The following is a 20,587-nucleotide window of genomic DNA, read 5'->3' as shown; positions in this document are numbered from 1 at the left end:
CGGCGGTAAACGGCCGCTCCCCCGCCGCCCGATCACCGTGTGCACCGCCGCTCCGCCACCGTGGCCACGGGACGGTCGGCGCAGGCGAGCAGTTCCCGGGTGACGGGGTGTTCCGGGGCTGCCAGCACCCGGTCGGCCGGTCCGGCCTCGGCCACCCGCCCCGCGGCCAGGACCACCACCCGATCCGCGTGGCGGGCGGCGGCCGCCAGGTCGTGCGTCACCATCACGACCGTCAGCCCCAGCGTCCGCCGCAGCGAGTCCAGCAGATCCAGGATGCCGTCGGCCGTCTCCGGGTCCAGCGCCGAGGTGATCTCGTCGCAGACCAGCACCCGAGGGCGGGCGGCCAGCGTCCGGGCCAGTGCGACGCGTTGCCGCTGGCCGCCTGACAACTCCCCCGGGCGGCGCGTCAGTACGTCCGGGGCCAGCCCCACCTGACCGAGCAGCCGTACGGCTTCGCCTGCCGCGTCCCGGTCCGGCCGGCGTCCCACGCCGGTGAGGGGCCGCATGAGCGCGGTGCGGACGGATTCCCGTGGGTTGAGAGCGCCGCGCGCGTCCTGCGCGACGAGTTGCACCGGGGCGCCGCCGCCCCGCTCCGCGCCGCCCCGCGCCGTCCACTCGACACCGCCGCGGGCGGGCCGGTGGAGTCCCGCGAGACAGCGGGCGAGCGTGGTCTTCCCGGATCCGGACGGGCCCACCACTGCGGTGCGGCAGCCCGCCGGGACGGTGAGGGAGACGTCGTGCAGCACGGGGACACGGCCGTGCGCGGCGTACAGCCCTCGTACGGACAGCTCTCCGGTGGGGGCGTTGGCGGCAGCGGCTGGGGCGGGGGCGGCAGTGGCTGAGGCGGAGGTGGCAGTAGCTGAGGTGGCAGTGGCTGGGGTGGCAGTGGCTGAGGCGGAAGTGGCTGAGGCGGAAGTGGCAGTAGCTGAGGTGGAGGTGGCAGTGGCGGAGGTGGCAGTGGCTGGGGTGGCAGTGGCTGGGGCAGAGGCGATGCTCGCCGGATTCCTGGCGAGGTCGTCCGGCGCCGGCGCCACCGGGATCGGCGCCGGTACGGGCATCGGCACCGGCGTCTTCGGCGCGCCGGCCGGGGCGATCCGGCCGGCGTCCAGGCGGATCACGTCGTCCGCCACGGACGCGAGCCACGCCGGGTCGTGGCTGACCAGCAGCGCGGAGCGGTCCCCGGCGGCCAGGATCTCGCCCAGCAGCCGCCGAGTCCCGGCCGCCAGGACCGTGTCCAGGTTGCTGGTGGGCTCGTCCAGGACCAGCAGGCTCGGCGCGCCCGCCAACGTGAGGGCGAGAGCCACGCGTTGGGCCTGCCCGCCCGAGAGCTGCCCCGGCAGCCGTCGCCGGAACGCCCGGTCGGCCGGGAGCCGCACGGACCGCAACAGTTCCTCGACCCGCGTCCGCACGTCGTCGCCCGTCCGTCTCCCGGACGAGCGCAGGCGCACCGCCTCGGCGATCTGCGTGCCGATGCGCAGCGCGGGGTTGAGTGCCGAGGCGGGGTCCTGGCCCAGATACGACACCACTCGCCCCCGCAGCCGACGGGCGCCCGCGCGGTCGAACGGGTCGAGGCCGGCCACCCGGACCGTCCCGCCGCGGACCTCGAGACCGGGCCGGACATGTCCGAGCAGGCTGTACGCCAGGCTGCTCTTGCCCGATCCCGACCTGCCCACGACGCCCAGCACCTGTCCGCGCGGCAGCGAAAGACGGACGTCCCGCAGCACGGGCGGACCACCGGTCACCGGGCCGAGGGTCAGCCCGTCGATCTCGGCGAGCGGCCCGGTCCCGGCCGGGCGGCCCGGTACCTGGCCGGTCATGCGGCCCCCCGCCCCACCGTGTCCGCCAGCCGTCCGGCCAGCAGCCCGACACAGACGGACAGCAGTACGAGCAGCAGGGCCGGAGCGAGGAACGGCGCGGCGGCCAGCGTCGCGCCCGGCACGTTCTCGCTCACCATGCGCCCCCAGTCGGGCGCCGCTCCGCCCGGTCCGAGTCCGAGGAAGCCGGCGGTGGCGGTGAGATGGAGCGAGGCGACCAGCCGCAGCGCGGTGTCCACCAGGGCGGGACCGGCGATGTTGGGCAGCACGTCGTGCCGCAGTACGGCCCGCCGGGTGTCGCCCCTGGCGACTGCGGCTTCGACGTATCCACTGGTCAGGACGGTGTCCGCGGCGGCGCGCAGCACCCGCGTGGAGAACGGGGCGGTGGCCAGGGCCACGGCCGCCACGAGGGCCGTGCGGCTGCCGGGGAACCCGGCGGCCAGGACCAGGACGACCAGCAGGGCCGGGAGCACGGCCAGGGCGTCGACGCAGCGCACCGTCAGGTCGCCCAGCCGGCGGGACACCAGGGCGGCCAGGACGCCGGCGGTCATCCCGACGACACCGGCGGCGGCCGTACCCGCGAGGGCGGTGAGCACGATGGTCCGGCCGCCGCTGAGCACCCGGCTCGTCACGTCCCGGCCCAGCACGTCGGTGCCGAGTGGAAAGTGTCCGTCCGGCTGCTGGAAGGGCGCCGCGAGCTGCGCGGTGGGGCTGTGCGGCGCGGTCAGCGGGCCCAGCAGGGCGAGCAGGACGACGAGCAGGGTGCCGGCGGCGAGGAGCAGGGGCGGCCGGCTGCGGCGCGGTGGGCGGGGACCGGCCGGCCGGGCCCGCCGCTTCGGGGTCGGGGCGGTGGTCATCGGCTGTTCCTCTCCCGGGCGCCGAGCAGCCGCGCGCCGAGGTCGCCCAGCAGGAGCACCGCGAGCAGCACCGCGACGAGGGCGGTGGCGATGCCCTGCACCATCGGTACGTCCCGGGCGGCGACGGCCAGTTGCAGTTCGCGGCCGATGCCCGGGTAGTCGTAGACGTTCTCCACCACCACGGCGGAGCCGACCAGCGCTCCGGTGCTGAGGGTGAGTGCCTGTACGGCGGGCGCCGCGGCGTTGGGCAGGATGTGCCGCACCGCCAGCCGGGCGCCGCGCACGCCGCCCAGTCGGGCCGCCTCGCAGTACGGTGTGGCCGCCGCGTCCGCCACACAGACGCGCAGCAGTCTGGTGGCGACGGCGAGACCGACCGTGCTCAGCGTCAGCACCGGCAGGACCAGGGCGCGCGGCACGTCCAGCGGGGTGCCGCCGAGCGGGATGACGGAGACCGGCGGGAGGACCTCCAGCCATACGGCCAGTACCGCGACGAGCAGTGCCGCGATGACGAACTCGGGTACTGCGGCCAGGACTTGGGCTCCCGTGGAGACCAGGCGGTCCGCGCCGCCGCCGCCGCGCAGGCCGGTCCACAGGCCGAGCAGTGCGGCGAGCGGTGCGGTGACCGCGAGGGTCAGTGCCGCGAGGAGCAGGCTGTTGGGCAGGCGGGTGGCGAGCACCTCGGTGACCGGCCGCGCGCCGACGAAACCCCGGCCCAGGTCTCCCCGCAGGGCGTCGGCCGCCCAGGACGCGTACCGCTCGGCGGCGGGCCGGTCCAGGCCGAGTTCGGCGCGGACCTCGGCGCGCTGTGCCGCGGAGGCGTCCACCCCGGCGACCGCGCTGACGGCGTCTCCCGGCAGGACGGCCGTGGCCGCGAAGACCGCGGCCGACAGCAGCACCAGCAGGACGGCCGCCCCGGCGAGGCGGCGGCCGGCGAAGGCGAGCAGGCTCACGCCAGAGACGCCTGGGAGAAGCCGGGGAACTGTTCGAAGAGGTCGTCGCGTATCCCGCCGACCCCTTCGGCCTGGGCGTTCAGGTTCGGCTTGAAGACCGGCAGCACCTGGTTGCCCTCCGCCCAGCGGGTGCGCTGCGCCCGCGTGCCCAGTTCCCTCGCCTTGGCCGGGTCGCTCTCGGCGCGGGCCTCGGCGACCAGGGTGTCGGTCCCGGACCTGTTCCAGCCGAACGCCGACGGCGCCCCTCCCGCCGTGTTCATCTGGTAGGTCGACAGCGCGGGAATGGGCATCTGGTAGGACCCGGCCAGCGGCAGCGCCGCGTAGCCGGCGAAGTCGGCGTAGAGCTGTCCCGCGGGCAGTTCGCGGACCGACGCCCGGACGCCCGCCTTCTTCAGGTCCTCGACGTAGAGCGTGGCCATCTCCACCATGCCCGGCGTCTCCGGGCCGGTCGTCAGCCGGACCTTCATCCCGTCGGCTCCGGCCTCCTTGAGAAGCTCGCGGGCCCGCTCGGGGTCGTGGGCCCGCTGGGGCAGGCTCTCCGCGTAGTCGGGAAAGCCCAGGCCGGGCAGGTCGTTGCCGACCTCGGCGTTCCCGTAGAACACCGTCCTGACCATGGCCTCCCGGTCGACCGCGAGCTTGAACGCCTCCCGCACCCGCGCGTCGTCGAACGGCGCGACGCCCATGTTCATCTGGAAGGACAGCCCGACCAGGTACGGGCTCTTCGTCGGCACGAGCTGGACCCCGGCGTGGTCCGCGAGGGTGCGGGCGGTGACGGGTGAGAGGTCGTGGGCGAAGTCGATCTCACCGCTGGTGAGCGCCCCGGCCCTGGCGGTCGAGTCCGCGATCGACCGCAGCTCCAGACCGTCCAGGTGCGGTACGTGACCGTAGTGGTCGTCGTAGCGTGCGAACGCCGCTCCCTGGCCGGCCGTGAACTCGGTGAGCCGGAAGGGCCCGCAGCTGGGCATGGAGGCGCGGAAGCTCCTGGTGCCGTCCTTGACGACGAGAAAGTTGCCCTGACAGAGGATCATGCGGCCGTCGGCGATCGGCCGGAGGGTGGGCAGTACGACCTTCAGGTCGCCGTCGGCCCTGGCGTGCGCGAGGTCGAAGTTGGCGGCGGCCAGCCGGTACACGGGCAGGGTGCTCTTCGCCGCGAGGGCGCTGAGCGAGTGCAGGATGTCGGCGGAGGTCAGCTCGGAGCCGTCGGTGAAACGGACACCGGGCCGCACATGCAGCGTGTAGGACGACAGGTCGTCGGCGATGTCGATGCCCTTGAGCACGCCATAGCGCACTCCGTCGGGGCCGCTGGGGTCGAGGTTGCCGAGGGTGCCGTGCCAGGCGCGGGCGCGCACCAGGTCCAGTGCGGAGGGGCCGTTGAAGAAGTCGAGCGTCTCGGAGGCACCGCCGCCGACGAAGGCGGCGCGCAGGGTGCCGCCGGAGCGGGGTGAGGAGCCGGATCCCGGCTGCCGGCCGGAGCCGGACTCGTCGGTGGAGCACGCCGCCAGCAGGCCGGGCCCCACCGCGAGAGCCGCGGCTCCGGCCGCACCGCGGCGCAGGAAGGCACGGCGATCGAACTGTCTGGACATGCTTCTCCTTGACGTTCTGCTGAACTGGACCGAGTGCCGGGAGAGATCCGCGGCGCGTGGGAGGGGACGGCGCGAAGGCGGGCGACCGGGCTACCGCAAGGTCAGAGCACGGGACGGACACGCCCACACGGCCTCGCGCACGGCCTGGGCCTGGGACACCGGTGGCCGCTCGTCGAGGACGACCACGAGCCCGTCCTCCTCGCCCTGGTCGAAGACGGCCGGCGCGGCGAGCACGCACTGCCCCGCTCCCACGCACCGGTCCCGCTCGGCGCTGATCCGTCCGCTGCCGGACGCCTGTCCTGCCAAGGTCACGAGGACCCCTCCCCTGCCACCGCACGCACGGTCGCTCCTGCGACGATCAGAGAGTAATCGATAATGACTACCATCTTCAATACGGCGAAGTCGGGGACGCGGGCGGCCAGGAGTCGTAGGGCGCCGGCGTCTCGGGCGCCGGGGCCGCGCCACAGGCGGTGCGGGCGAGACCGGGCCGGGCACGCCGGCTCGCCGATCTCCTGCGGCGCCAAATCCTCGCCACCGAGTACCGGGCCTCCCGCAACACCGTCCGTCAGGCCCTCGGCCTCCTGCGCGCCGAGGGCCTGGTGGAAGCCGACCCCATCGCCCGTGCCGCCGCACTCGACGCCCTGCGGGCCCTGCGCCTCGGTGCCAGCGGGCTGTTCACGGGCTCTCTGTCGGACGCGGACATCACCGTGCGTATCGCGGCCGTGCGCGCCCTCCCTTCGCCACGTCGTCCGGGGCCACGTAACCGGTGGAGAACGATCCGTGCTTGCGAAGTGAGCTGGTGGACGCGGGTCTTCAGCGGGCCGGTGTCCGGGTCCTTGTTCCCGATCGCCGTGTCCTGGCACAGGTCCAGTACGGCGCCGTAGACGCACTGCCGGCGTCGACCTGTGCCACCTCGTGGGACTGGGAGAGCTTGCCGTGACCGGTGGGCGCGGTGGCGTCCGCGATGTTGGCAAGGCCCGCCCGCACCCCAGGGGTGAGCACGGGGTCGACGGCGAGCCGCTCGCGGGAGGAGACGTCTGTGTCGGCCGGAGCGTTCAGCCGGGTGACGCCGGTGCCCTCGGTGCGAGGAGTGTCGGCCGGGTGACCGGTGCGGAAGAGTCTGCTCGGTTCCGCCGCGCGCCAGGGCAAGCCTCTCGGCGGCCACAAGGAGGCAACGGTCCTCCGGCGTACTCGGTGCGCGAGGGGCTCGTGCAGGTGCGGGCACACCAGAGCGCAGCCGCTGTCCGTGTTCGGCCGTGGCCTCACGATGACCACCCCGCGCGACCAACCTCAAGATCATCTGCTGCGGGCGCGTCAGCCTTGTGCTCGGGTGGCGAGGAGTTTGAGCCGGTCCTCGGATGCGGTGCCGGGTTCGGCGGTGTAGGTGACCAGGTCGTGCACGGCTCGGCCCGACATGGGCAGGCCGAGGGACTGGAAGGTCAGCTCCAGGTGGCCGACGTCGGGGTGGTGGAGCCGTTTGACGCCGTCGTGGCGCATCAGGACGTCGTGCGCGGCCCATTGGCCGCGAAACTCCGGGCTGAGGGTGGACAGCTCGCCGACGAGTTCGCGCAGTGCCCGGTCGCGGGGCTCGCGCCCGACCTCGGCGCGCAGCAGGGCGGCGGTGGCGACGCCGGCGGCCTCCCAGTCGACGAAGAAGTCGTGTGCACCGAGGTCGAGGAAGATGTAGCGGGCCATGTTGGGGCGGCCGCGCTTGTCGATGGTCGCGCTGTCGAACATCGGCGCGAGCAGGGCCCGGGCCAGGGGGTTGCTCGCGACGATGTCCGTGCGGCCGTCGCGTACGAACGCCGAGGACGTCGTCATGGAGTCGAGCAGCCACTGGACCCGGGGCGGGACCTCGACGTCCTTGCGGCGCGACGGCGTGCGGCTCTCGTGCCGCGAGGACCGGGCCAGGTCGAACAGGTAGGTGCGTTCGTCGTCATCCAGTCGCAGGACACGAGCGACCGCGTCCAGGACGTCTTCGGACACGCCGCCGATGTGCCCCTTCTCCAGCCGCGTGTACCACTCCGTGCTCACGCCGGCGAGGACGGCGACCTCCTCGCGCCGCAGCCCGGCGACCCGGCGCCGGGCGCTGGTCGGCAGTCCGGCCTGGGCCGGAGTGATTTTGGCGCGTCGGCTGGCGAGGAAGTCCCGGATTTCGCCGCGGTTTCCGGGCTGTCGGTCCATGTCGGTCATGGTAGTCGCCTGGTCAGGTGTGAGAGGGGGGAGAGGTTGTACCCCCCATAGACGCGACCTCCTGCGGTGGCGGCGATCGCGGTCTCCTGGGTTCGAACATTCCGACCCGATCCCTGAAGCAATCAACGGAGACAAGCATGACGAGCAAGGCGCCGGCTGTGCCGGCGGTGGCGTTGGGCACCTGGGCCTGGGGAGACAGCGGCGAGGCGGGCGACGGCTACTTCGGCAGTCAGCTGAGCGAGTCCGGCCTGCGAGAGGTCGTCGAGAAGGCGCAGTCGAACGGGTTCACCCTGTGGGACACCGCCGTGGCGTACGGCATGGGCCGCTCGGAGACCGCCCTCGCCCAGGCGCTGAGCGGCTGTCACCGCAGCGAGTACCAGCTGTCGACGAAGTTCACCCCACAGCTCGCGGGCGACAGCGACGATCCGGTCGCGGACATGCTGGAGCAGAGCCTGGACCGACTGCGTACGGACTATGTGGATCTCTTCTGGATCCACAATCCTGCCGACGTGGAACGATGGACGCCCTCTCTGGTCCCGCTGCTCCAGAGCGGCAAGATCAAGCATGTCGGCGTCTCGAACCACAACATGGAGCAGATCGCTCTCGCCGATCGGATCCTCGGCGAGGCCGGCTTCCGCGTGGAGGCGGTCCAGAACCACTACAGCCTGCTGTACCGGAGCTCTCAGCGGGCGGGCATCCTCGACCACTGCCGCGAGCACGACGTGCGGTTCTTCTCCTACATGGTCCTCGAGCAAGGAGCGCTGTCCGGCAAGTACGGCCCGACGAATCCGTTGCCGCAGGGGAGCAGCCGGGCGGACGTGTACAACGGCATCCTGCCCCAGCTGGAGGCGCTGACGGACCGGATGGCGGTGATCGGCAAGGACCGCGGCGCGTCGGCCGCCGATGTCGCCACCGCCTGGGCGATCGCCAAGGGGACCACCCCGATCGTCGGGGTCACCAAGGCGGATTACGTCGACGGGCTGGTCCGCGCTCGCGGCATCGAGCTCGCCGCCGAGGAGATCGAGGAACTGGAGGCGCTGGCGGACACCGCGGACGTCGACACGCGCGGCTGGTGGGAGCAGGAGATGTAGCGGTCGTCGGAACCGGAGAAGGGGCGGGGCCGCGTCTGTGCTGGGCGCGGCCCTCCGCCGTGGCCCTGGCCTACCGGATGCACGGCCTCGGACTGTTCACCGCCTGGCGGGACCGCTCCGCCTGCGCGGAACTGAGCGCACGCGGACCTCGCGCCGACGAACCGCGGCCAGGGCCTACGGAACGGGTTCAGGCACCGCCGTCCTCGGCGCCGCCGCGCCGGCCGCCGCCGGCTCCGGCACCCTCGTTGAGAAGGGTGGCGGCCCACGTGGCCAGGAGTCGCAGGGCGTCGGCGTCGGCGGTGCCGGGGGCCGCGCTGTAGGCGGTGAGGGTGAGGCCGGGCCGGGCCGGCAGTCGGTCATCGCCGCCAAGGAGCTCGGCGCCGAGCGGATCATCGCCATGTCCGGCCACGGGTCCCGGCAGCGGCTGGCCCGTGAGTTCGGTGCCACCGACATCGTCGCCCAGCGCGGCGCGGACGGCATCGCACGCGTCAAGCAGATGACCGGCGGCATCGGCGCCGACCGGGTCCTGGAGTGCGTCGGCAACGAGCAGTCCATGCAGCAGGCCCTCAACTCCGCCCGCCCCGGCGGCAACGTCGGCTTCGTCGGTGTCCCGCACGGTGTCGCCCTCGACGGCGAGCAGCTCTTCCACTCCCACGTCGGCGTGCGCGGCGGTCCGGCCCCGGTGCGCGCGTATCTGCCCGACCTCATCGAGCTGGTGCTGTCCGGCCGGATCGACCCCGGCCGGGTCTTCGACCTCGAACTGCCGCTGTCGCAGGTCGCGGAGGGCTACCGGGCGATGGACGAACGCCGCGCCATCAAGACCCTGCTCAGGCCCTGGCCCTCCGCCGTCCGGTCCGTGGTCCGGACGGCGCCCGCGTCCGCGGCCTTGGTGCTCCTCGGCCACCGGGCCTGGTGGCTGCCCCGTATCCTGAACCGTGTGCTGCCGAACATGGACATCGAGGGTGAGGCACTGAACTGGCCCGTCCCGGGCCCGGCGACCGGGCCGGACGCGGCGGTGCGACGGCTGCCGGCCGGCCGGGGGCTGAGCCGGCCATGACGGACCCGGGTGGCGGTGACCCGCGACCGCGCGGCGCGTGGGGGCGGGAGGGAGCGGCCACGGCGACGGCGTTCGTGCTCTGTCTGCTCGGCGGCGTGGTGCAGGTCGACGACACGCTGTCACCGCCGTCCGCCGTCGCCTACGTCGTCGCCGTGGTGTCCTGCGCGGTGCTGCCGGTGCGGCACCGGGCGCCGCTGGCCGCCCTAATGACCACCACCGGGGTCGGTGTGCTGGTGCAGCCCGTGGGGCTGCTGCTGAGTCCGCTCATCGCGGCCCCCGCCGTGCTCGCCGCCTACTCCTACACCCTCGCCGCGCGCACCGAACGGCGCGCGGCTGGCGCGGTGTCGCTGAGCGCGGCGGTGCTGCTGGCCGCCGCCACCCCGCTGTCCGGGGGCCTGTCGTGGCAGGACGCGAGCAGGATGGGGTCGGTGGCGGTGTTCCCGCTGATGGCCGGCGTACTCGGTCACTCGGTGCGCAACCGGCGGGCCTACCTGGCGGCGGTGGAGGAGCGGGCCCGGCGGGCCGAGGAGAGCCGGGAGCGGGAGGCGCGCCGCAGGGTGGCCGCGGAACGGGTGCGTATCGCCCGGGAGTTGCACGACCTCGTGGCCCATCAGATCACCCTGGCCAACGCGCAGGCCACGGTCGCCGCCCACTTCTTCGACACCCGCCCGGAGCAGACCCGCAAGAGCCTCGGGGAACTCGTCGAGACCACCGGCCACGCACTCGACGAACTGCGGGCCACGGTCGGTCTGCTGCGTCAGTCCGGGGACGCGGCCGCGCCCGCCGAACCGGCCCCCGGGCTGGCCCGGCTGCCCGCCCTCCTGGAGACCTTCCGCCGCGCGGGCCTGGACGTGACGATGCGTCAGGAGGGCACGGGCAGGCCGCTGCCGCCCGGCGTGGACCTCACCGCCTACCGCATCGTCCAGGAGGCACTGACCAACGTGACCAAGCACGCCGGTGCCGGCGGTGCGCGGGTGGATCTCGTGTGGAGCCGTGGCCGCGTGACCATCACCGTCGCCGACGACGGCCCGGGCGCCCCCGATGGGCCGGCCACGGGGCCGGGTGCGGGGCCGGACCGGCCGCCCGGTTACGGTCTGATCGGGATGCGGGAACGTGCCGGCGCGGTCGGCGGACAGCTCTCCGCGGGCCGCCGCCCCGAAGGCGGTTTCCTCGTCCGTGCCCAACTGCCCCTCCCGCCCGTCAAGGACACCCCGTGACACTGCGTGTGTTGCTCGCCGACGACCAGGCCCTGCTGCGGGGCGCGTTCCGGATGCTGCTCGACAGCGCCGCCGACATCACCGTGGTCGGCGAGGCCGGCGACGGCCGGGAGGCGGTGCGACTCACCCGGGAACTGCGCCCGGACGTGGTGGTCATGGACATCCGGATGCCCGAGGTGGACGGTCTCACCGCCACGTCGCAGATCTGCGCGGACCCGGAACTGCGGGCCAGCCGCATCCTGATCCTCACCACCTACGAGACCGACGAGTACGTCGCTCAGGCGCTGCGCGCCGGGGCCGGCGGCTTCATCGGCAAGGGCATCGGGGCCGAGGACCTGGCGGACGCGGTGCGGACCATCGCCGCCGGCGACACGCTGCTGTCCCCCGCCGCGACCCGCTCCCTGGTCGCCCGTTTCCTGGCCACCCCGGACGACACCCCCGCACGGCACTCCGAGCGGCTCGCCCTGCTCACCCCGCGCGAACGCGAGATGGTGGCCCTGGTCGCGACCGGCCTGTCCAACCAGGAGATCGCCGAGCGGATGTTCCTCAGCCCCTTCACGGTCCGCGCCCACGTGCAGCGCGCCATGACGAAGCTGGACGCCCGGGACCGGGCGCAGCTCGTCGTCATCGCCTATCGGACGGGTTTGGCCCGCGCCACCCCCGACGGCGGCACGGACCTCCTGCCGTAGTCCGCCGCCGGGTCCCCTCGGTGGCTCCCCGCTGCGTCAACGCCGGTCGGGGGCGAATTCGGGCAGGGTGAGGGCCGAGTGGGCCGGCCGGGGTGTCCCCGAGGGCAGCGTGACGAGGCCGCGCAGCATGGTGTCGCGTCGCTCCAACGCCCGCTCGGTGGTGGGGAAGAGGGTGGCCCCGCCGTTGTCGACCAGGGCCTGGTTCATGGCCACGAACCCGCGCAGGCCGCGCTCGTAGGCGGCGAAGGCCGCGGTGTGGTCCCGGTGCGTGGCCAGTGCGGCGGCCAGCAGGTAGGCACCGGCCAGGGCGAGGCTGGTGCCCTGACCGGTGAGGAAGGACGGCGCGTACGCGGCGTCGCCGACGAGCGCGACCCGGCCGCTGGACCAGTGCGGCATGCGGATCTGTCCGGCGGTGTCGAAGAACAGGTCGTCCGCGTCGCGCATCGCGTCGAGCATGCCCGGGACCTCCCATCCGGCGTCCGCGAAGGTGGTGGCGACCAGGTCGCGCTGGGCGTCGGGGTCCCGCAGGACGCCGACCGGCTGGTGCGGCCGGTGAAAGGTCAGGAAGGCGTGCAGTTCGTCCCGGTCGCCGACCGCGTAGAGCGCGGCGGCTCTGCCCGGGGTGTTCCACATCACGAGTTCGTGGGAGAGGCCGGCGGTGTTCGGCATGGTGAACAGGGCGAAGCAGTAGCCGAGGTAGCGGTGGAACCGTTCCTCTGGGCCGAACAGTGCCGCGCGGGTGGCGGAGTGCATGCCGTCGGCGCCGACCACCAGGTCGAACGTACGCCGTCGCCCGCTGCGGAAGGTGACGTCGGCCGCTCCTTGGGACTGGTCGAGGGTGTCGATGGAGTCGCCGAACAGGAACTCCACGTCGTCGCGGACCGCCGCGTACAGGCTCGCGGTCAGGTCCCCGCGCCGCACCTCCAGGTCCTGGCCCGCGACGCCGCCGGCGACGGCGCTCGGGGGGAGCGAGGCGATCACGCCGCCGTCGGCGTCGAGGAAGGTGCAGCGGCGTGCGTCGATGTGCGCGGCCCGCAGCCGCGGCAGTATCCCCATCCGCCGGACCACCTCCGTCGCGGTGCCGCGGACGTCGACCGGGTAGCCGCCGTCGCGCGGCGCGGCCGCCTTCTCCACCACGGTGACGGTGAATCCGGCCCGGTGCAGCCAGTACGCCAGCGCCGGACCGGCGACACTGGCCCCGGAGATCAGGACCGTACGCTTCGCGGTGGTACTCGGGTGCGCGGCAGGTGTGCTCATGCCTGGGCCCCCTTCCTGGTGAGACGGACGACGAACAGGGACAGCGCGGCGACGAGGCCGGCGACGGCGAAGCCGGTGGCGAAGGCCGACTCGGCCGGCCGGTCCGTCAGCGGGTCGGCGCCGGCCGCGAGGATCGCACCGCCGATCTGGACGCCCAGGGCGATGCCGATCACCCGGGTCACCACCAGCAGACCGGTGGCGATGCCGGTGTCCTCGGTCTCGACGGTGGTGGCGGTGCCGGCCAGCAACGCCGTGGTGCCGACGCCCGCCGCGAACGCGGTCAGCACCTTCGCGAGGGCCAGCTGCCAGGCCGCGGTGTGCACCGCCGCCAGCGCCAGCAGCGTGGCGGCCGTGACGACGGTGCCCGCGACGACCACGGCGCGCGGACCGAAGCGCCGCGCCGCGATCCCGCCGACCGAATCGCTGACCGCCCCGGCGACGGCGCCGGGCAGCAGGAGCAGTCCGATGTCGGTGGTGTCGGCGCCGAAGCCGTAGCCGCCGCCCGAGGTCGCGAACAGTTGCGGCAGCAGGAAGAGCACCATCCCCGAACTGGCGGTGATGACGAGGGTGTACACGCAGGCGTGCCACATCGCGGGCTTCGCCAGCATGCGCAGATCGACCATCGGCGCGGCCGCCCGGTGCTCGACGACGACCCATCCGGTCGCCAGGCCGGCCACGGCCAGCGCGAGGGCACCGGCCGCGAGGGGCGGCAGGCCGCCGTCCCTCGTGACCGTCACCAGCCCGAGCATCAGCGCGAGCAGCGTGCCGCTGAGCAGCAGCACGCCGGGCCAGTCGATCCTGGCGTCCGACCGGGTGGGCGGATCATGCGGCATCAGCCGCGTCACGACCAGGGTCGCCGCCATGATCACGATCGTCGGCAGCGCGAACATCCAGTGCCAGGACAGTGCTTGTGCGATCGGTCCGGCGACCGTGCTGCCCACCATGCCGCCGCCCGTGAACAGCGCGACGACCACACCGATCGCCACCTGGCCCGCCCCGGCCGGGAGGTGTTTGCGCACCAGGATGAAGGAGAGGGGCAGCGCGCCCACCATGGCGCCCTGGAGCACCTGGCCCAGCAACAGGACCGGCAGGTTCGGCGCCAGGCCGGCCAGCAGACCGCCGGCCGAGACCACCGCCATCAGCCACAGCAGCACCCGCTTTCCGCCGTGGCGGTCGCCGAGTTTGCCGACGACGGGGGTGAGGACCGCGCCGGTGATGAGCAACGTGTTGGCGACCAGTGCGCCTTCGGCGGGACTGACCCCCAGCTCGCGTTGGAGCAGCGGGAGCGCGGGCTCCACCACTGACTGCAAGGCGCCGAGGGCGAGGGCCAGGAGGCCGAGGGCGCCGATCGGCAGCCGCCCGATACGGACCGGGGACAGCACGGCTTCGGACATGGATGTCCTTCCAGCGTTGGTACGGCATGCCTGCCGAGGAGAGGAACGCGCGGATCGCACGCGCCTTCGAGACTCCTCCGCGGCCGCCCGCCGGGCATCGTCCTGCGCTGCCGTACGCACCTGGTGCGGCCGGACCAGCCCCGCACCGGCCCTGGTGCCTACGCACTACGACTACGGGCCGGGAGGGGCGGGACCGGGTGCGGGACGCGCTCAACTCCCGCCCAGCACCGCCCTGTCGGCGTCGTCCCAGGCGGCAGGGGTGCCGGCGGCGACCAGCGAGGCGAAGCCGCCGGGCATCGCGCCGCCGTCCTCCGCCATGATCGTGACGGTGTACATCCGCTCCGACGACGAGGTGTTCTCGATGCGGTGCACCGAGCCCGGCGGCAGCACCAGCACATCGCCGGGGCCGAGCGGCACGGAGTGCTCGTCGCTGTGCGCGGTGCCGTGCCCGGCCAGCACCACGAAGATCTCGGTGGAGTCGGGGTGGGAGTTGTCGGGCTGGGCGCCGCCCGGTTCCCACACCTCGTAGAAGACGCTGGCCGGCGAGTTGTCGCCGGGGCCGGCCAGCAGGGCCAGCTTGACCGTGTCGGCGGGGGAGATCAGCCGGGGGACGACCTGGTCCAGGCGGCGCACGGTGGGCGGGGTGCTCATACGGTGTCCTTCGGGGTGAGGGGGCCGGCGCCGGCCAGGGCGGCCAGCAGATCGGGGGTGGTGGCGGTGAAGCCGTAGCACTGGCGGACGTTGTAGAGCGTCGCGTCGTGGCAGTAGGCCGGCGATGTCGTCGCCGAGGCGTCGGTGAGCAGCACGACGTCGTAGCCGAGACAGGCGGCGTCCACCAGCGTGGCGTACACGCACTGGTCGGAGTTGACCCCGGCGAAGAGCAGCGTGTCGACGCGCAGGTTGCGCAGCACGCTGTCCAGCGGGGTGTCCCAGAAGCCGCTCATCCGGTACTTGTCGATGTGCAGGTCGCCGGGTTCGGCCGGCAGCCCGTCGGCCGGGGCCGCGCCCCAGCTGTCCTTGGTCAGCACCGGGGCGCCGGAGGGCGCGGTGCGCGAGCCGATGCCCTCGCCGGTGCCGCGCGGATCGTAGACGTGGGCCACGCCCGGCGGGACGTTGGCCTGGTCGGGGCGGTTGCCCCAGTTCAGCCAGAGGACGGGTACGCCGGCCGCGCGGGCGCCCTCGACGGCCCGCGCGCTCAGCGCGAGTGCCGGTGCCAGTACCGACACGTCGACACCGATGCCGGCCAGCCAGCCGTCCGGGGCGCAGAAGTCGTTCTGCAGGTCCACCACGACCAGGGCGGTGCGCGTCGGGTCGAGGATCAGCGGGGCGGGCTCGGCGGGCAGCCGGGCGGTGCGGGCGGCCAGGGGTGGCCGGTGCAGGTCCACGGCGTCGCCGGGGAACTGCCAGCGGTTGCGGTGCCGCAGCGGGGCACGGCCGTCCGCGGTCGTATTCGTGCTCATCGGTGTTCCTCCAGGGCGGCGGCCAGGGCCAGCAGGGTGTGGTCGGCGCCGGGCGGGCCCAGCAGGCACACACCGGCCGGGCGGCCGTCCGGCAGCCGCAGCAGCGGCAGGGACAGGGCGGGCGCGCCGGCCAGTCCCGCGAGGCAGGTCATCCGCAAGGTCGCCGCCCGTTCCGCTTCGATGCGCGCGCCGGTCGCGCTGCGGGCCGGCGCCGGGCCGGACGCCGAGGGGAGCACCAGTACGCTCCCGGCCAGCCGGGCCCGCAGCTCCTGCCGGGCCTGGGCGACGACCTTTTGGGCGTCCTCCGCCTGGGCCTCGGTCACCTCGGCGGCCTGCGCGAACCGGCCGCCGACGTCGGCGCCGAGGGTGCCCGGGTGGGCGGTGATCCAGGCGCCGTGCGCCTGCCACGCCTCCCACGCCTGGACGGTGCGGAACGCCGTGAACCAGCGTTCCAGCAGCTCGCCGGGGAGGTCCTCGGTCTCGGCCGGCGGCAGCGCGCCGGTGTCGGTCAGTTCGCGGACGGTGGTGGTGAAGGACGCGCGGACGTCCGGTCCGGCCAGCGCCTCCACCACCGGCAGCCGCACCGTGCGGCGGACGGCCGGCATCCGCGCGTCCGCGGGGCCGAGCAGGACGCGGGCGACGGCCGCGCTGGTGGCGACGGACCGGGTGAGCCAGCCGACGGTGTCGAAGGACGGGGCCAGCGGCAGCACGCCCGCGGCGGTGACGGCGCCGTGTGTGGTGCGCAGTCCGACCAGGCCCTGATAGGAGGCGGGGACCCGGATCGAGCCGGCCGTGTCGGTGCCGAGCCCCACGTCGGCCTGGCCGAGGGCGACGGCGGCGGCCGGGCCGCTGGTCGACCCGCCGCTGACGCCGTCCGGCGCGGCCGGGTTGGGCGGTGTGCCGTAGTGGGCGTTGGTCCCGGCCAGGCTGTAGGCGAACTCGTCGGTGCGGGCGATGCCGACGACGTGGGCGCCGGCGCCGAGCAGCGCGGCGACGGCCGGGGCGCTGCTGGTGCGGGGCCGTTGCCCGGCCAGCCACGCGGGCACTCCCCCGCCGACCGGGTGTCCGGCGACGTCGAAGAGGTCCTTGACGGCGACGCCGAGCGCGTCGAGCGGGCCGGGCGCGGTGGCGGGCAGCAGCGGATCGCCGACCACGCGCCAGACCGTACGGTCGAAGGCGGCCGGTCGGGCCGGCGGTGGCGGCGGGGCGGACGGCAGGCTCATGTGCGCGGCGGACGGCAGGCTGACGTGCGCGGCGGACACCAGCCAGCCCGCGCCGTCGGCCAGCCGCCACAGCTGCGTCTGGAGTCCGGTGGCGGCGCCGTCCCGGGTGCTCGCCAGCACCAACGCGGCGTCGGCGGCGATGACTTGGACATGCAGCGCGACGACGGCGCGGGTGGGGATCCGGGCGCGCGCCGAGCGGAACCCGGCGATCGCGTCGTGGCCGACGAGCAGCGCCCGGCCGTCGCCCCGCAGGGTGTGCGGGCCCGGCATGAACAGCGCGTCGAGGGCAGGGCGGTCGTTGGCGAGCAGGGCCGCGTCGTAGCGCCAGAAGGCGTCCAGCAGGCCGTCCGGCACTCCGTCGGGAGCGTGCACCGCGCAGGCCCGGGGCTGGTCCGTCACCACGCGCCTCCTTCCACCAGGGCGAAGTCCGAGAGTCTGATCCGGGCGTGGACGCCCTTGACGACGTCCACGACCTGCGAGATGTCGAAGTCGGTGGCCGCGCTCAGATAGGCGTAGGCCAGTTCCCGGTCCATGCCGAAGGAGGCGCCCAGCACCTCCAGGGCGTTGCGGGCGCAGGCGGCGACCGCCTCGTCCAGGTCGGGGTCGAGACCGGTGGGGACCAGGAACCGCGGGGTACGCACCACGGGTCCGCGGGCCGCGCCGAACAGTTCGGCGGCCCGTGCCCTGGGCAGTACGTCGAACGTCAGGGTCGCCCGCAGCGGTGCCTCCAGGGCCGTCAGTGACACCTCGCCGTTGCCCTGGGCCAGGTGCGGGTCGCCCGCGTAGAAGCGGGCGCCCGGCACCTGCACGGGCAGGTAGAGGGTGCTGCCCTCGCCCAGCAGCGAGATGTCGAGGTTGCCGCCGTGCAGGCCGGGCGGGGTGGAGTGCAGCCGGCCGGGGCCGGGGGTCGCCACGCCCATCACGCCGAGGAACGGCGCGATGGGGAAGCGGACCGGACGGCCGGTGCCGCCGGGGGTGAGCGGCAGGGTGGCCAGGGCGGCGGCCGGGCCGGGCTCGTCCAGTCCGAGGACCGAGCAGAAGACGCTGGTCAGCGGGGAGTCGAGCGGGAAGGTGTCCGGGAGCAGGCCCTTGGCGTGCCGGCTGGAGATCACTCCGTAGGCGGTGCGCGGGAGGAGTTCGTCGACGTGCACGACGAGGTAGTCGCCGGGTTCGGCGCCGCTCACCTCGATCGGTCCGGTCACCACGTGCGGGCCGTCGGCGGGGGTGTGCGCGCCGTGCGCGGCGATGGCGACGGCGTCGGCCAGGACGTCCTCGCGGGGCACCCCGTGTGCGCCGAAGAAGGCGACCGGATCGCGGCCCTGGTCCTCCAGGATGCCCTCGTGGCTGACGGTGTCCAGGGAGATCCGTTCCCCGGGCTCGACGGTGAGGACCGGCGGGTCGTCGGCGCAGGGCAGCCGGCCCCACAGCGTGGTGTCGACCGTGGCACCGAGATGCCGGCGTACCGCGGTGGTCATCGTTCCTCCGGGTGGTTCAGTGGGGGGTGGCGGGGTGCGGAGTGTGCTCATGCGGTCGCCGCGGGGGTGGTCAGGAGGGGTGCGGGCAGTCCGCGGTCGTGGGCCGCGCGGGTCATCCGGGTGTGCAGCTCGGGTCCGGTCTCGGCCGCCCGGGGATGGGTGGGGCGGCCGTCGACGGCGGCCCGGCGGCCGCCGATCCAGACCTCCTTGAGGTTGCGCGGCCCGCAGGCCAGCACATATCCGGCGTAGGCGTCCCACACCGGTCCGGTGTCCGGGTCGGCCGGGTCGACGACCAGGAAGTCGGCGTACTTGCCCGGCTCCAGGCTGCCGATCCGGTCGGCCGCGCCGAGCACCTCGGCCGCGCCCAGGGTGTGCATGCGCAGCACCTCCCTGGGCATCATGACCGACGCCCGACAGTGGGCCGCGCGCAGCGCGTACAGGCCGATCCGCATGTTCTGGAAGGGGTCGGAGACGTCCGTGCAGGACTGGTCGTCCAGGCCCAGGCCGACCCGCACGCCGCGCTCGCGGTAGCGGACGATGTCGGCGAACCCGGAGCCCAGCCGACCGTTGGAGGCGGGCTGCCACACCACGGCGCTGCCGCTGTCGGCGACCGCGTCGAGCATCGCGTCGGTGGGGTGCACGAAGTGCCCGAACAGCATGTCCGGGCCGAGCGCCCCGGCCTCGGCGTACCAGGCGAACTTGGCGCGCTGGGCCTCGATGTTCTCGGTGGTCTCCACGAAGTGCGCCTGGTTCACGATGCCGTGGCGGCGCATCGTCTCGGCCTCCAGGACGGCGGTGCGGGCCGAGGACGACCACTGCACGGAGCCGTAGACGGAGACGCCGAGGAAGGTGTCGGCCGGGGTGCGGTCACGGGCCTCGCGGGCCATCCGGTCGAAGCCGGCCCGCGCCCGGTCGGGGCCGAAGTGCTCGTCGTCCAGGCGGATCGCGGTCAGCACCCGCAGCCCGGAGTCGGCCACCGCGTCGAACTGCCGGGTGAGGAACTCCTCGGGGTGCACGGCGCCCGGCACGTCCCGGTGCGTGTGCTGGTCGTACAGCCACAGCACCCGGTTCTGGGCGAAGTTGTACGCCGAGGTGATGCCGTTGCCGACGAAGTCCAGGCAGCCGTGCAGGGCGAACCAGTACATGTCCTCGGCGGCGGCGCCGAGCAGGATCTCGTTGTTGGCGCGCACCCAGGGGTAGAGCGTCTCGCCGGCCGCCAGTCCGCGCAGTCCGGAGGTGTGCAGATGACTGTGGGCGGAGACGAACCCGGGGGCGATGATCTTCCCCCGCGCGTCGAGCACGGTGCCGTCGCGGGCCGGTGGTTCGCCGGGGCCGAGGCCGGTGATCCGGCCGTCCGGGCCGGCCGTCAGCCAGCCGGTGAACGGCTGCTGCCCGTCGGCCATGGTCAGCAGCAGCCCGCCGGTGACGGTGAGCGCGGCCGTCATACGGCGCTTCCGTCGGGCGGCACGGGGAGCGGTCCGCCGAGCGGTGCGGGCAGCGGTCCCTCGAGCCGGGGGAACGCGAAGTCCCGTACCTCGGTGAGCGCTTCGGCGAGCATCCCGCTCCAGTGGTCCAGCAGCAGCTGGCCGGTTGCGGCGTCGGCGCCGGTGGGATCGCCGACGACGCCCGAGGCGGACACGTCGTCGATGAGCCACGCGGTGGGCACCACGCCCTCCAGGGTCAGGTGCCGCTGGGCCCGGTAGAACGCGCCGGCCGCCAGTCCGTCGGCGACGGCCCGGTCCAGCCGGACCAGTTCGGGCGCGATCGCCATGACCAGGGAGGTCTCCACGAAACCGCCGTGGATGCCGAACGGGTCGGGGTCCTCGACGCCGTCCGGGGGACCGAACCGGGACGGCATGAGGGAGAAGACCTCCAGGCCGAAGCGGTGCCGGATGTCGCGGGAGACGACGTCGAGCAGGCTGGGCTGGCCGCCGTGGCCGTTGACGAAGACCAGCTTGCGCACCCCGCCGGCGGCGAGCGACTCACCGAGGTCGAGACAGACCGACAGCAGGGTGCTGGTCGACATGGCGATGGTGCCGGCCCGGCCCAGGTGTTCGGTGGACTTGCCGTAGTGCAGGGTCGGCAGCACCCAGGTGCCGGAGTCGGGGCCGAGCCGCCGGACGGCGGTGCGGGCGATGGTCTCGGCGGTCAACGCGTCGGTGATCAGCGGCAGATGGGGGCCGTGCTGTTCCACGGCGCCGATCGGCTGGACCACCACGGTGCGGTCCTTGGCCAGGCCCGCGACGTCCTCGGTGGTGAGGTCGGCCCACAGCCGGTGGTCGTTGGTCATGGTGACTCCCGGTCACTCGTAGGGGGGCGGGTCACTC

18 protein-coding genes and 2 pseudogenes are annotated in these 20,587 nt (G+C 74.1%); 4 read left to right on the top strand and 16 right to left on the bottom strand.

The annotated features are described in order from the left end of the window. Positions 1-32: 32 nt before the first annotated feature. The 7 genes from ACTT8P_RS14090 to ACTT8P_RS14060 all read right to left on the bottom strand — a co-directional run bounded on the left by ACTT8P_RS14090 (position 33) and on the right by ACTT8P_RS14060 (position 7,388). Complete coding sequence (locus ACTT8P_RS14090; RefSeq protein WP_442831963.1) at positions 33-1,817, bottom strand: ABC transporter ATP-binding protein; 1,785 nt, start codon at positions 1,815-1,817, stop codon at positions 33-35. Next, a complete protein-coding gene (locus tag ACTT8P_RS14085) occupies positions 1,814-2,671 on the bottom strand; it encodes an ABC transporter permease subunit (RefSeq protein WP_442831962.1) in 858 nt (285 codons plus the stop codon). The genes ACTT8P_RS14090 and ACTT8P_RS14085 overlap by 4 nt, the downstream gene beginning before the upstream one ends. Beyond that, positions 2,668-3,621, bottom strand: a complete 954-nt coding sequence (locus ACTT8P_RS14080) for an ABC transporter permease (RefSeq protein WP_442831961.1) — start codon at positions 3,619-3,621, stop codon at positions 2,668-2,670. The genes ACTT8P_RS14085 and ACTT8P_RS14080 overlap by 4 nt, the downstream gene beginning before the upstream one ends. After that, positions 3,618-5,204: an ABC transporter substrate-binding protein gene (locus ACTT8P_RS14075; RefSeq protein ID WP_442831960.1), complete on the bottom strand. Its 1,587-nt coding sequence runs from the start codon at positions 5,202-5,204 to the stop codon at positions 3,618-3,620. The genes ACTT8P_RS14080 and ACTT8P_RS14075 overlap by 4 nt, the downstream gene beginning before the upstream one ends. A 90-nt stretch (positions 5,205-5,294) precedes the next feature. Beyond that, positions 5,295-5,516 (bottom strand): ferredoxin, encoded by a 222-nt coding sequence (locus ACTT8P_RS14070; protein WP_442831959.1) that lies wholly within the window; start codon positions 5,514-5,516, stop codon positions 5,295-5,297. 501 nt (positions 5,517-6,017) lie between these two features. Then, entirely contained in the window at positions 6,018-6,353 is a 336-nt protein-coding gene (locus tag ACTT8P_RS14065) for a hypothetical protein (protein WP_442831958.1), read from the bottom strand. A gap of 165 nt (positions 6,354-6,518) precedes the next feature. Next, positions 6,519-7,388 (bottom strand): helix-turn-helix transcriptional regulator, encoded by an 870-nt coding sequence (locus ACTT8P_RS14060; protein ID WP_442831957.1) that lies wholly within the window; start codon positions 7,386-7,388, stop codon positions 6,519-6,521. Positions 7,389-7,534: 146 nt separating this feature from the next. On the opposite strand from ACTT8P_RS14060, the gene ACTT8P_RS14055 reads away from it, so the two are divergent. Further along, positions 7,535-8,488: an aldo/keto reductase gene (locus ACTT8P_RS14055; protein ID WP_442831956.1), complete on the top strand. Its 954-nt coding sequence runs from the start codon at positions 7,535-7,537 to the stop codon at positions 8,486-8,488. Between the two features lie 187 nt (positions 8,489-8,675). Here the strand turns inward: ACTT8P_RS14055 and ACTT8P_RS14050 are convergent. Continuing rightward, positions 8,676-8,840, bottom strand: a pseudogene (locus ACTT8P_RS14050) (transcriptional regulator); the annotation flags it as partial. Between ACTT8P_RS14050 and ACTT8P_RS14045 the strand changes: the two are divergent. The 3 genes and pseudogenes from ACTT8P_RS14045 to ACTT8P_RS14035 form a co-directional block, all read left to right on the top strand. Continuing rightward, positions 8,838-9,545, top strand: a pseudogene (locus ACTT8P_RS14045) (zinc-binding dehydrogenase); the annotation flags it as partial. The pseudogenes ACTT8P_RS14050 and ACTT8P_RS14045 sit on opposite strands and share 3 nt — an antisense overlap. Beyond that, complete coding sequence (locus ACTT8P_RS14040) at positions 9,542-10,762, top strand: sensor histidine kinase (RefSeq protein WP_442831955.1); 1,221 nt, start codon at positions 9,542-9,544, stop codon at positions 10,760-10,762. The pseudogene ACTT8P_RS14045 and the gene ACTT8P_RS14040, both read left to right, overlap by 4 nt. Continuing rightward, entirely contained in the window at positions 10,759-11,451 is a 693-nt protein-coding gene (locus tag ACTT8P_RS14035) for a response regulator (protein WP_442831954.1), read from the top strand. The genes ACTT8P_RS14040 and ACTT8P_RS14035 overlap by 4 nt, the downstream gene beginning before the upstream one ends. Positions 11,452-11,487: 36 nt before the next feature. On the opposite strand, the gene ACTT8P_RS14030 is transcribed toward ACTT8P_RS14035, so the two are convergent. From ACTT8P_RS14030 to ACTT8P_RS13995, 8 genes are all read right to left on the bottom strand, one after another. Further along, positions 11,488-12,708: an FAD-dependent monooxygenase gene (locus ACTT8P_RS14030; protein WP_442831953.1), complete on the bottom strand. Its 1,221-nt coding sequence runs from the start codon at positions 12,706-12,708 to the stop codon at positions 11,488-11,490. Next, a complete protein-coding gene (locus tag ACTT8P_RS14025; protein WP_442831952.1) occupies positions 12,705-14,102 on the bottom strand; it encodes an MFS transporter in 1,398 nt (465 codons plus the stop codon). Before ACTT8P_RS14025 ends, ACTT8P_RS14030 begins: the two co-directional genes overlap by 4 nt. A 210-nt stretch (positions 14,103-14,312) precedes the next feature. Next, entirely contained in the window at positions 14,313-14,753 is a 441-nt protein-coding gene (locus ACTT8P_RS14020; RefSeq protein WP_442831951.1) for a cupin domain-containing protein, read from the bottom strand. After that, on the bottom strand, positions 14,750-15,562 hold the full coding sequence (locus tag ACTT8P_RS14015; protein ID WP_442831950.1) for a cysteine hydrolase family protein: 813 nt from the start codon (positions 15,560-15,562) through the stop codon (positions 14,750-14,752). The genes ACTT8P_RS14020 and ACTT8P_RS14015 overlap by 4 nt, the downstream gene beginning before the upstream one ends. Beyond that, positions 15,559-17,184 carry an amidase gene (locus ACTT8P_RS14010; protein WP_442831949.1) on the bottom strand — a complete coding sequence of 542 codons (1,626 nt, stop codon included), beginning with the start codon at positions 17,182-17,184 and terminating at the stop codon, positions 15,559-15,561. Before ACTT8P_RS14010 ends, ACTT8P_RS14015 begins: the two co-directional genes overlap by 4 nt. Beyond that, entirely contained in the window at positions 17,181-18,260 is a 1,080-nt protein-coding gene (locus ACTT8P_RS14005; protein ID WP_442831948.1) for an acetamidase/formamidase family protein, read from the bottom strand. Before ACTT8P_RS14005 ends, ACTT8P_RS14010 begins: the two co-directional genes overlap by 4 nt. Before the next feature lie 47 nt (positions 18,261-18,307). Beyond that, the gene (locus tag ACTT8P_RS14000) at positions 18,308-19,705 is read right to left on the bottom strand and encodes an amidohydrolase family protein (RefSeq protein ID WP_442831947.1); all 1,398 of its coding nucleotides are present in this window, start codon (positions 19,703-19,705) and stop codon (positions 18,308-18,310) included. Then, complete coding sequence (locus tag ACTT8P_RS13995; protein ID WP_442831946.1) at positions 19,702-20,550, bottom strand: creatininase family protein; 849 nt, start codon at positions 20,548-20,550, stop codon at positions 19,702-19,704. Before ACTT8P_RS13995 ends, ACTT8P_RS14000 begins: the two co-directional genes overlap by 4 nt. Positions 20,551-20,587 lie beyond the last annotated feature (37 nt).

It is taken from the genome of Streptomyces sp. JW3, assembly GCF_052216785.1.
GTDB lineage: Bacteria > Actinomycetota > Actinomycetes > Streptomycetales > Streptomycetaceae > Streptomyces.
Note: the sequence above shows the minus strand (reverse complement) of the source record. Positions and strands in the feature narration are given on the sequence as shown.

What these genes read in the sequence shown, in the direction of transcription:
- ACTT8P_RS14090 (WP_442831963.1), bottom strand. Translation starts at nt 1,817, where the DNA reads ATGACCGGCCAGGTACCGGGCCGCCCGGCCGGGACCGGGCCGCTCGCC.
- ACTT8P_RS14085 (WP_442831962.1), bottom strand. Translation starts at nt 2,671, where the DNA reads ATGACCACCGCCCCGACCCCGAAGCGGCGGGCCCGGCCGGCCGGTCCC.
- ACTT8P_RS14075 (WP_442831960.1), bottom strand. Translation starts at nt 5,204, where the DNA reads ATGTCCAGACAGTTCGATCGCCGTGCCTTCCTGCGCCGCGGTGCGGCC.
- ACTT8P_RS14060 (WP_442831957.1), bottom strand. Translation starts at nt 7,388, where the DNA reads ATGGACCGACAGCCCGGAAACCGCGGCGAAATCCGGGACTTCCTCGCC.
- ACTT8P_RS14055 (WP_442831956.1), top strand. Translation starts at nt 7,535, where the DNA reads ATGACGAGCAAGGCGCCGGCTGTGCCGGCGGTGGCGTTGGGCACCTGG.
- ACTT8P_RS14040 (WP_442831955.1), top strand. Translation starts at nt 9,542, where the DNA reads ATGACGGACCCGGGTGGCGGTGACCCGCGACCGCGCGGCGCGTGGGGG.
- ACTT8P_RS14030 (WP_442831953.1), bottom strand. Translation starts at nt 12,708, where the DNA reads ATGAGCACACCTGCCGCGCACCCGAGTACCACCGCGAAGCGTACGGTC.
- ACTT8P_RS14025 (WP_442831952.1), bottom strand. Translation starts at nt 14,102, where the DNA reads ATGTCCGAAGCCGTGCTGTCCCCGGTCCGTATCGGGCGGCTGCCGATC.
- ACTT8P_RS14020 (WP_442831951.1), bottom strand. Translation starts at nt 14,753, where the DNA reads ATGAGCACCCCGCCCACCGTGCGCCGCCTGGACCAGGTCGTCCCCCGG.
- ACTT8P_RS14015 (WP_442831950.1), bottom strand. Translation starts at nt 15,562, where the DNA reads ATGAGCACGAATACGACCGCGGACGGCCGTGCCCCGCTGCGGCACCGC.
- ACTT8P_RS14005 (WP_442831948.1), bottom strand. Translation starts at nt 18,260, where the DNA reads ATGACCACCGCGGTACGCCGGCATCTCGGTGCCACGGTCGACACCACG.
- ACTT8P_RS14000 (WP_442831947.1), bottom strand. Translation starts at nt 19,705, where the DNA reads ATGACGGCCGCGCTCACCGTCACCGGCGGGCTGCTGCTGACCATGGCC.
- ACTT8P_RS13995 (WP_442831946.1), bottom strand. Translation starts at nt 20,550, where the DNA reads ATGACCAACGACCACCGGCTGTGGGCCGACCTCACCACCGAGGACGTC.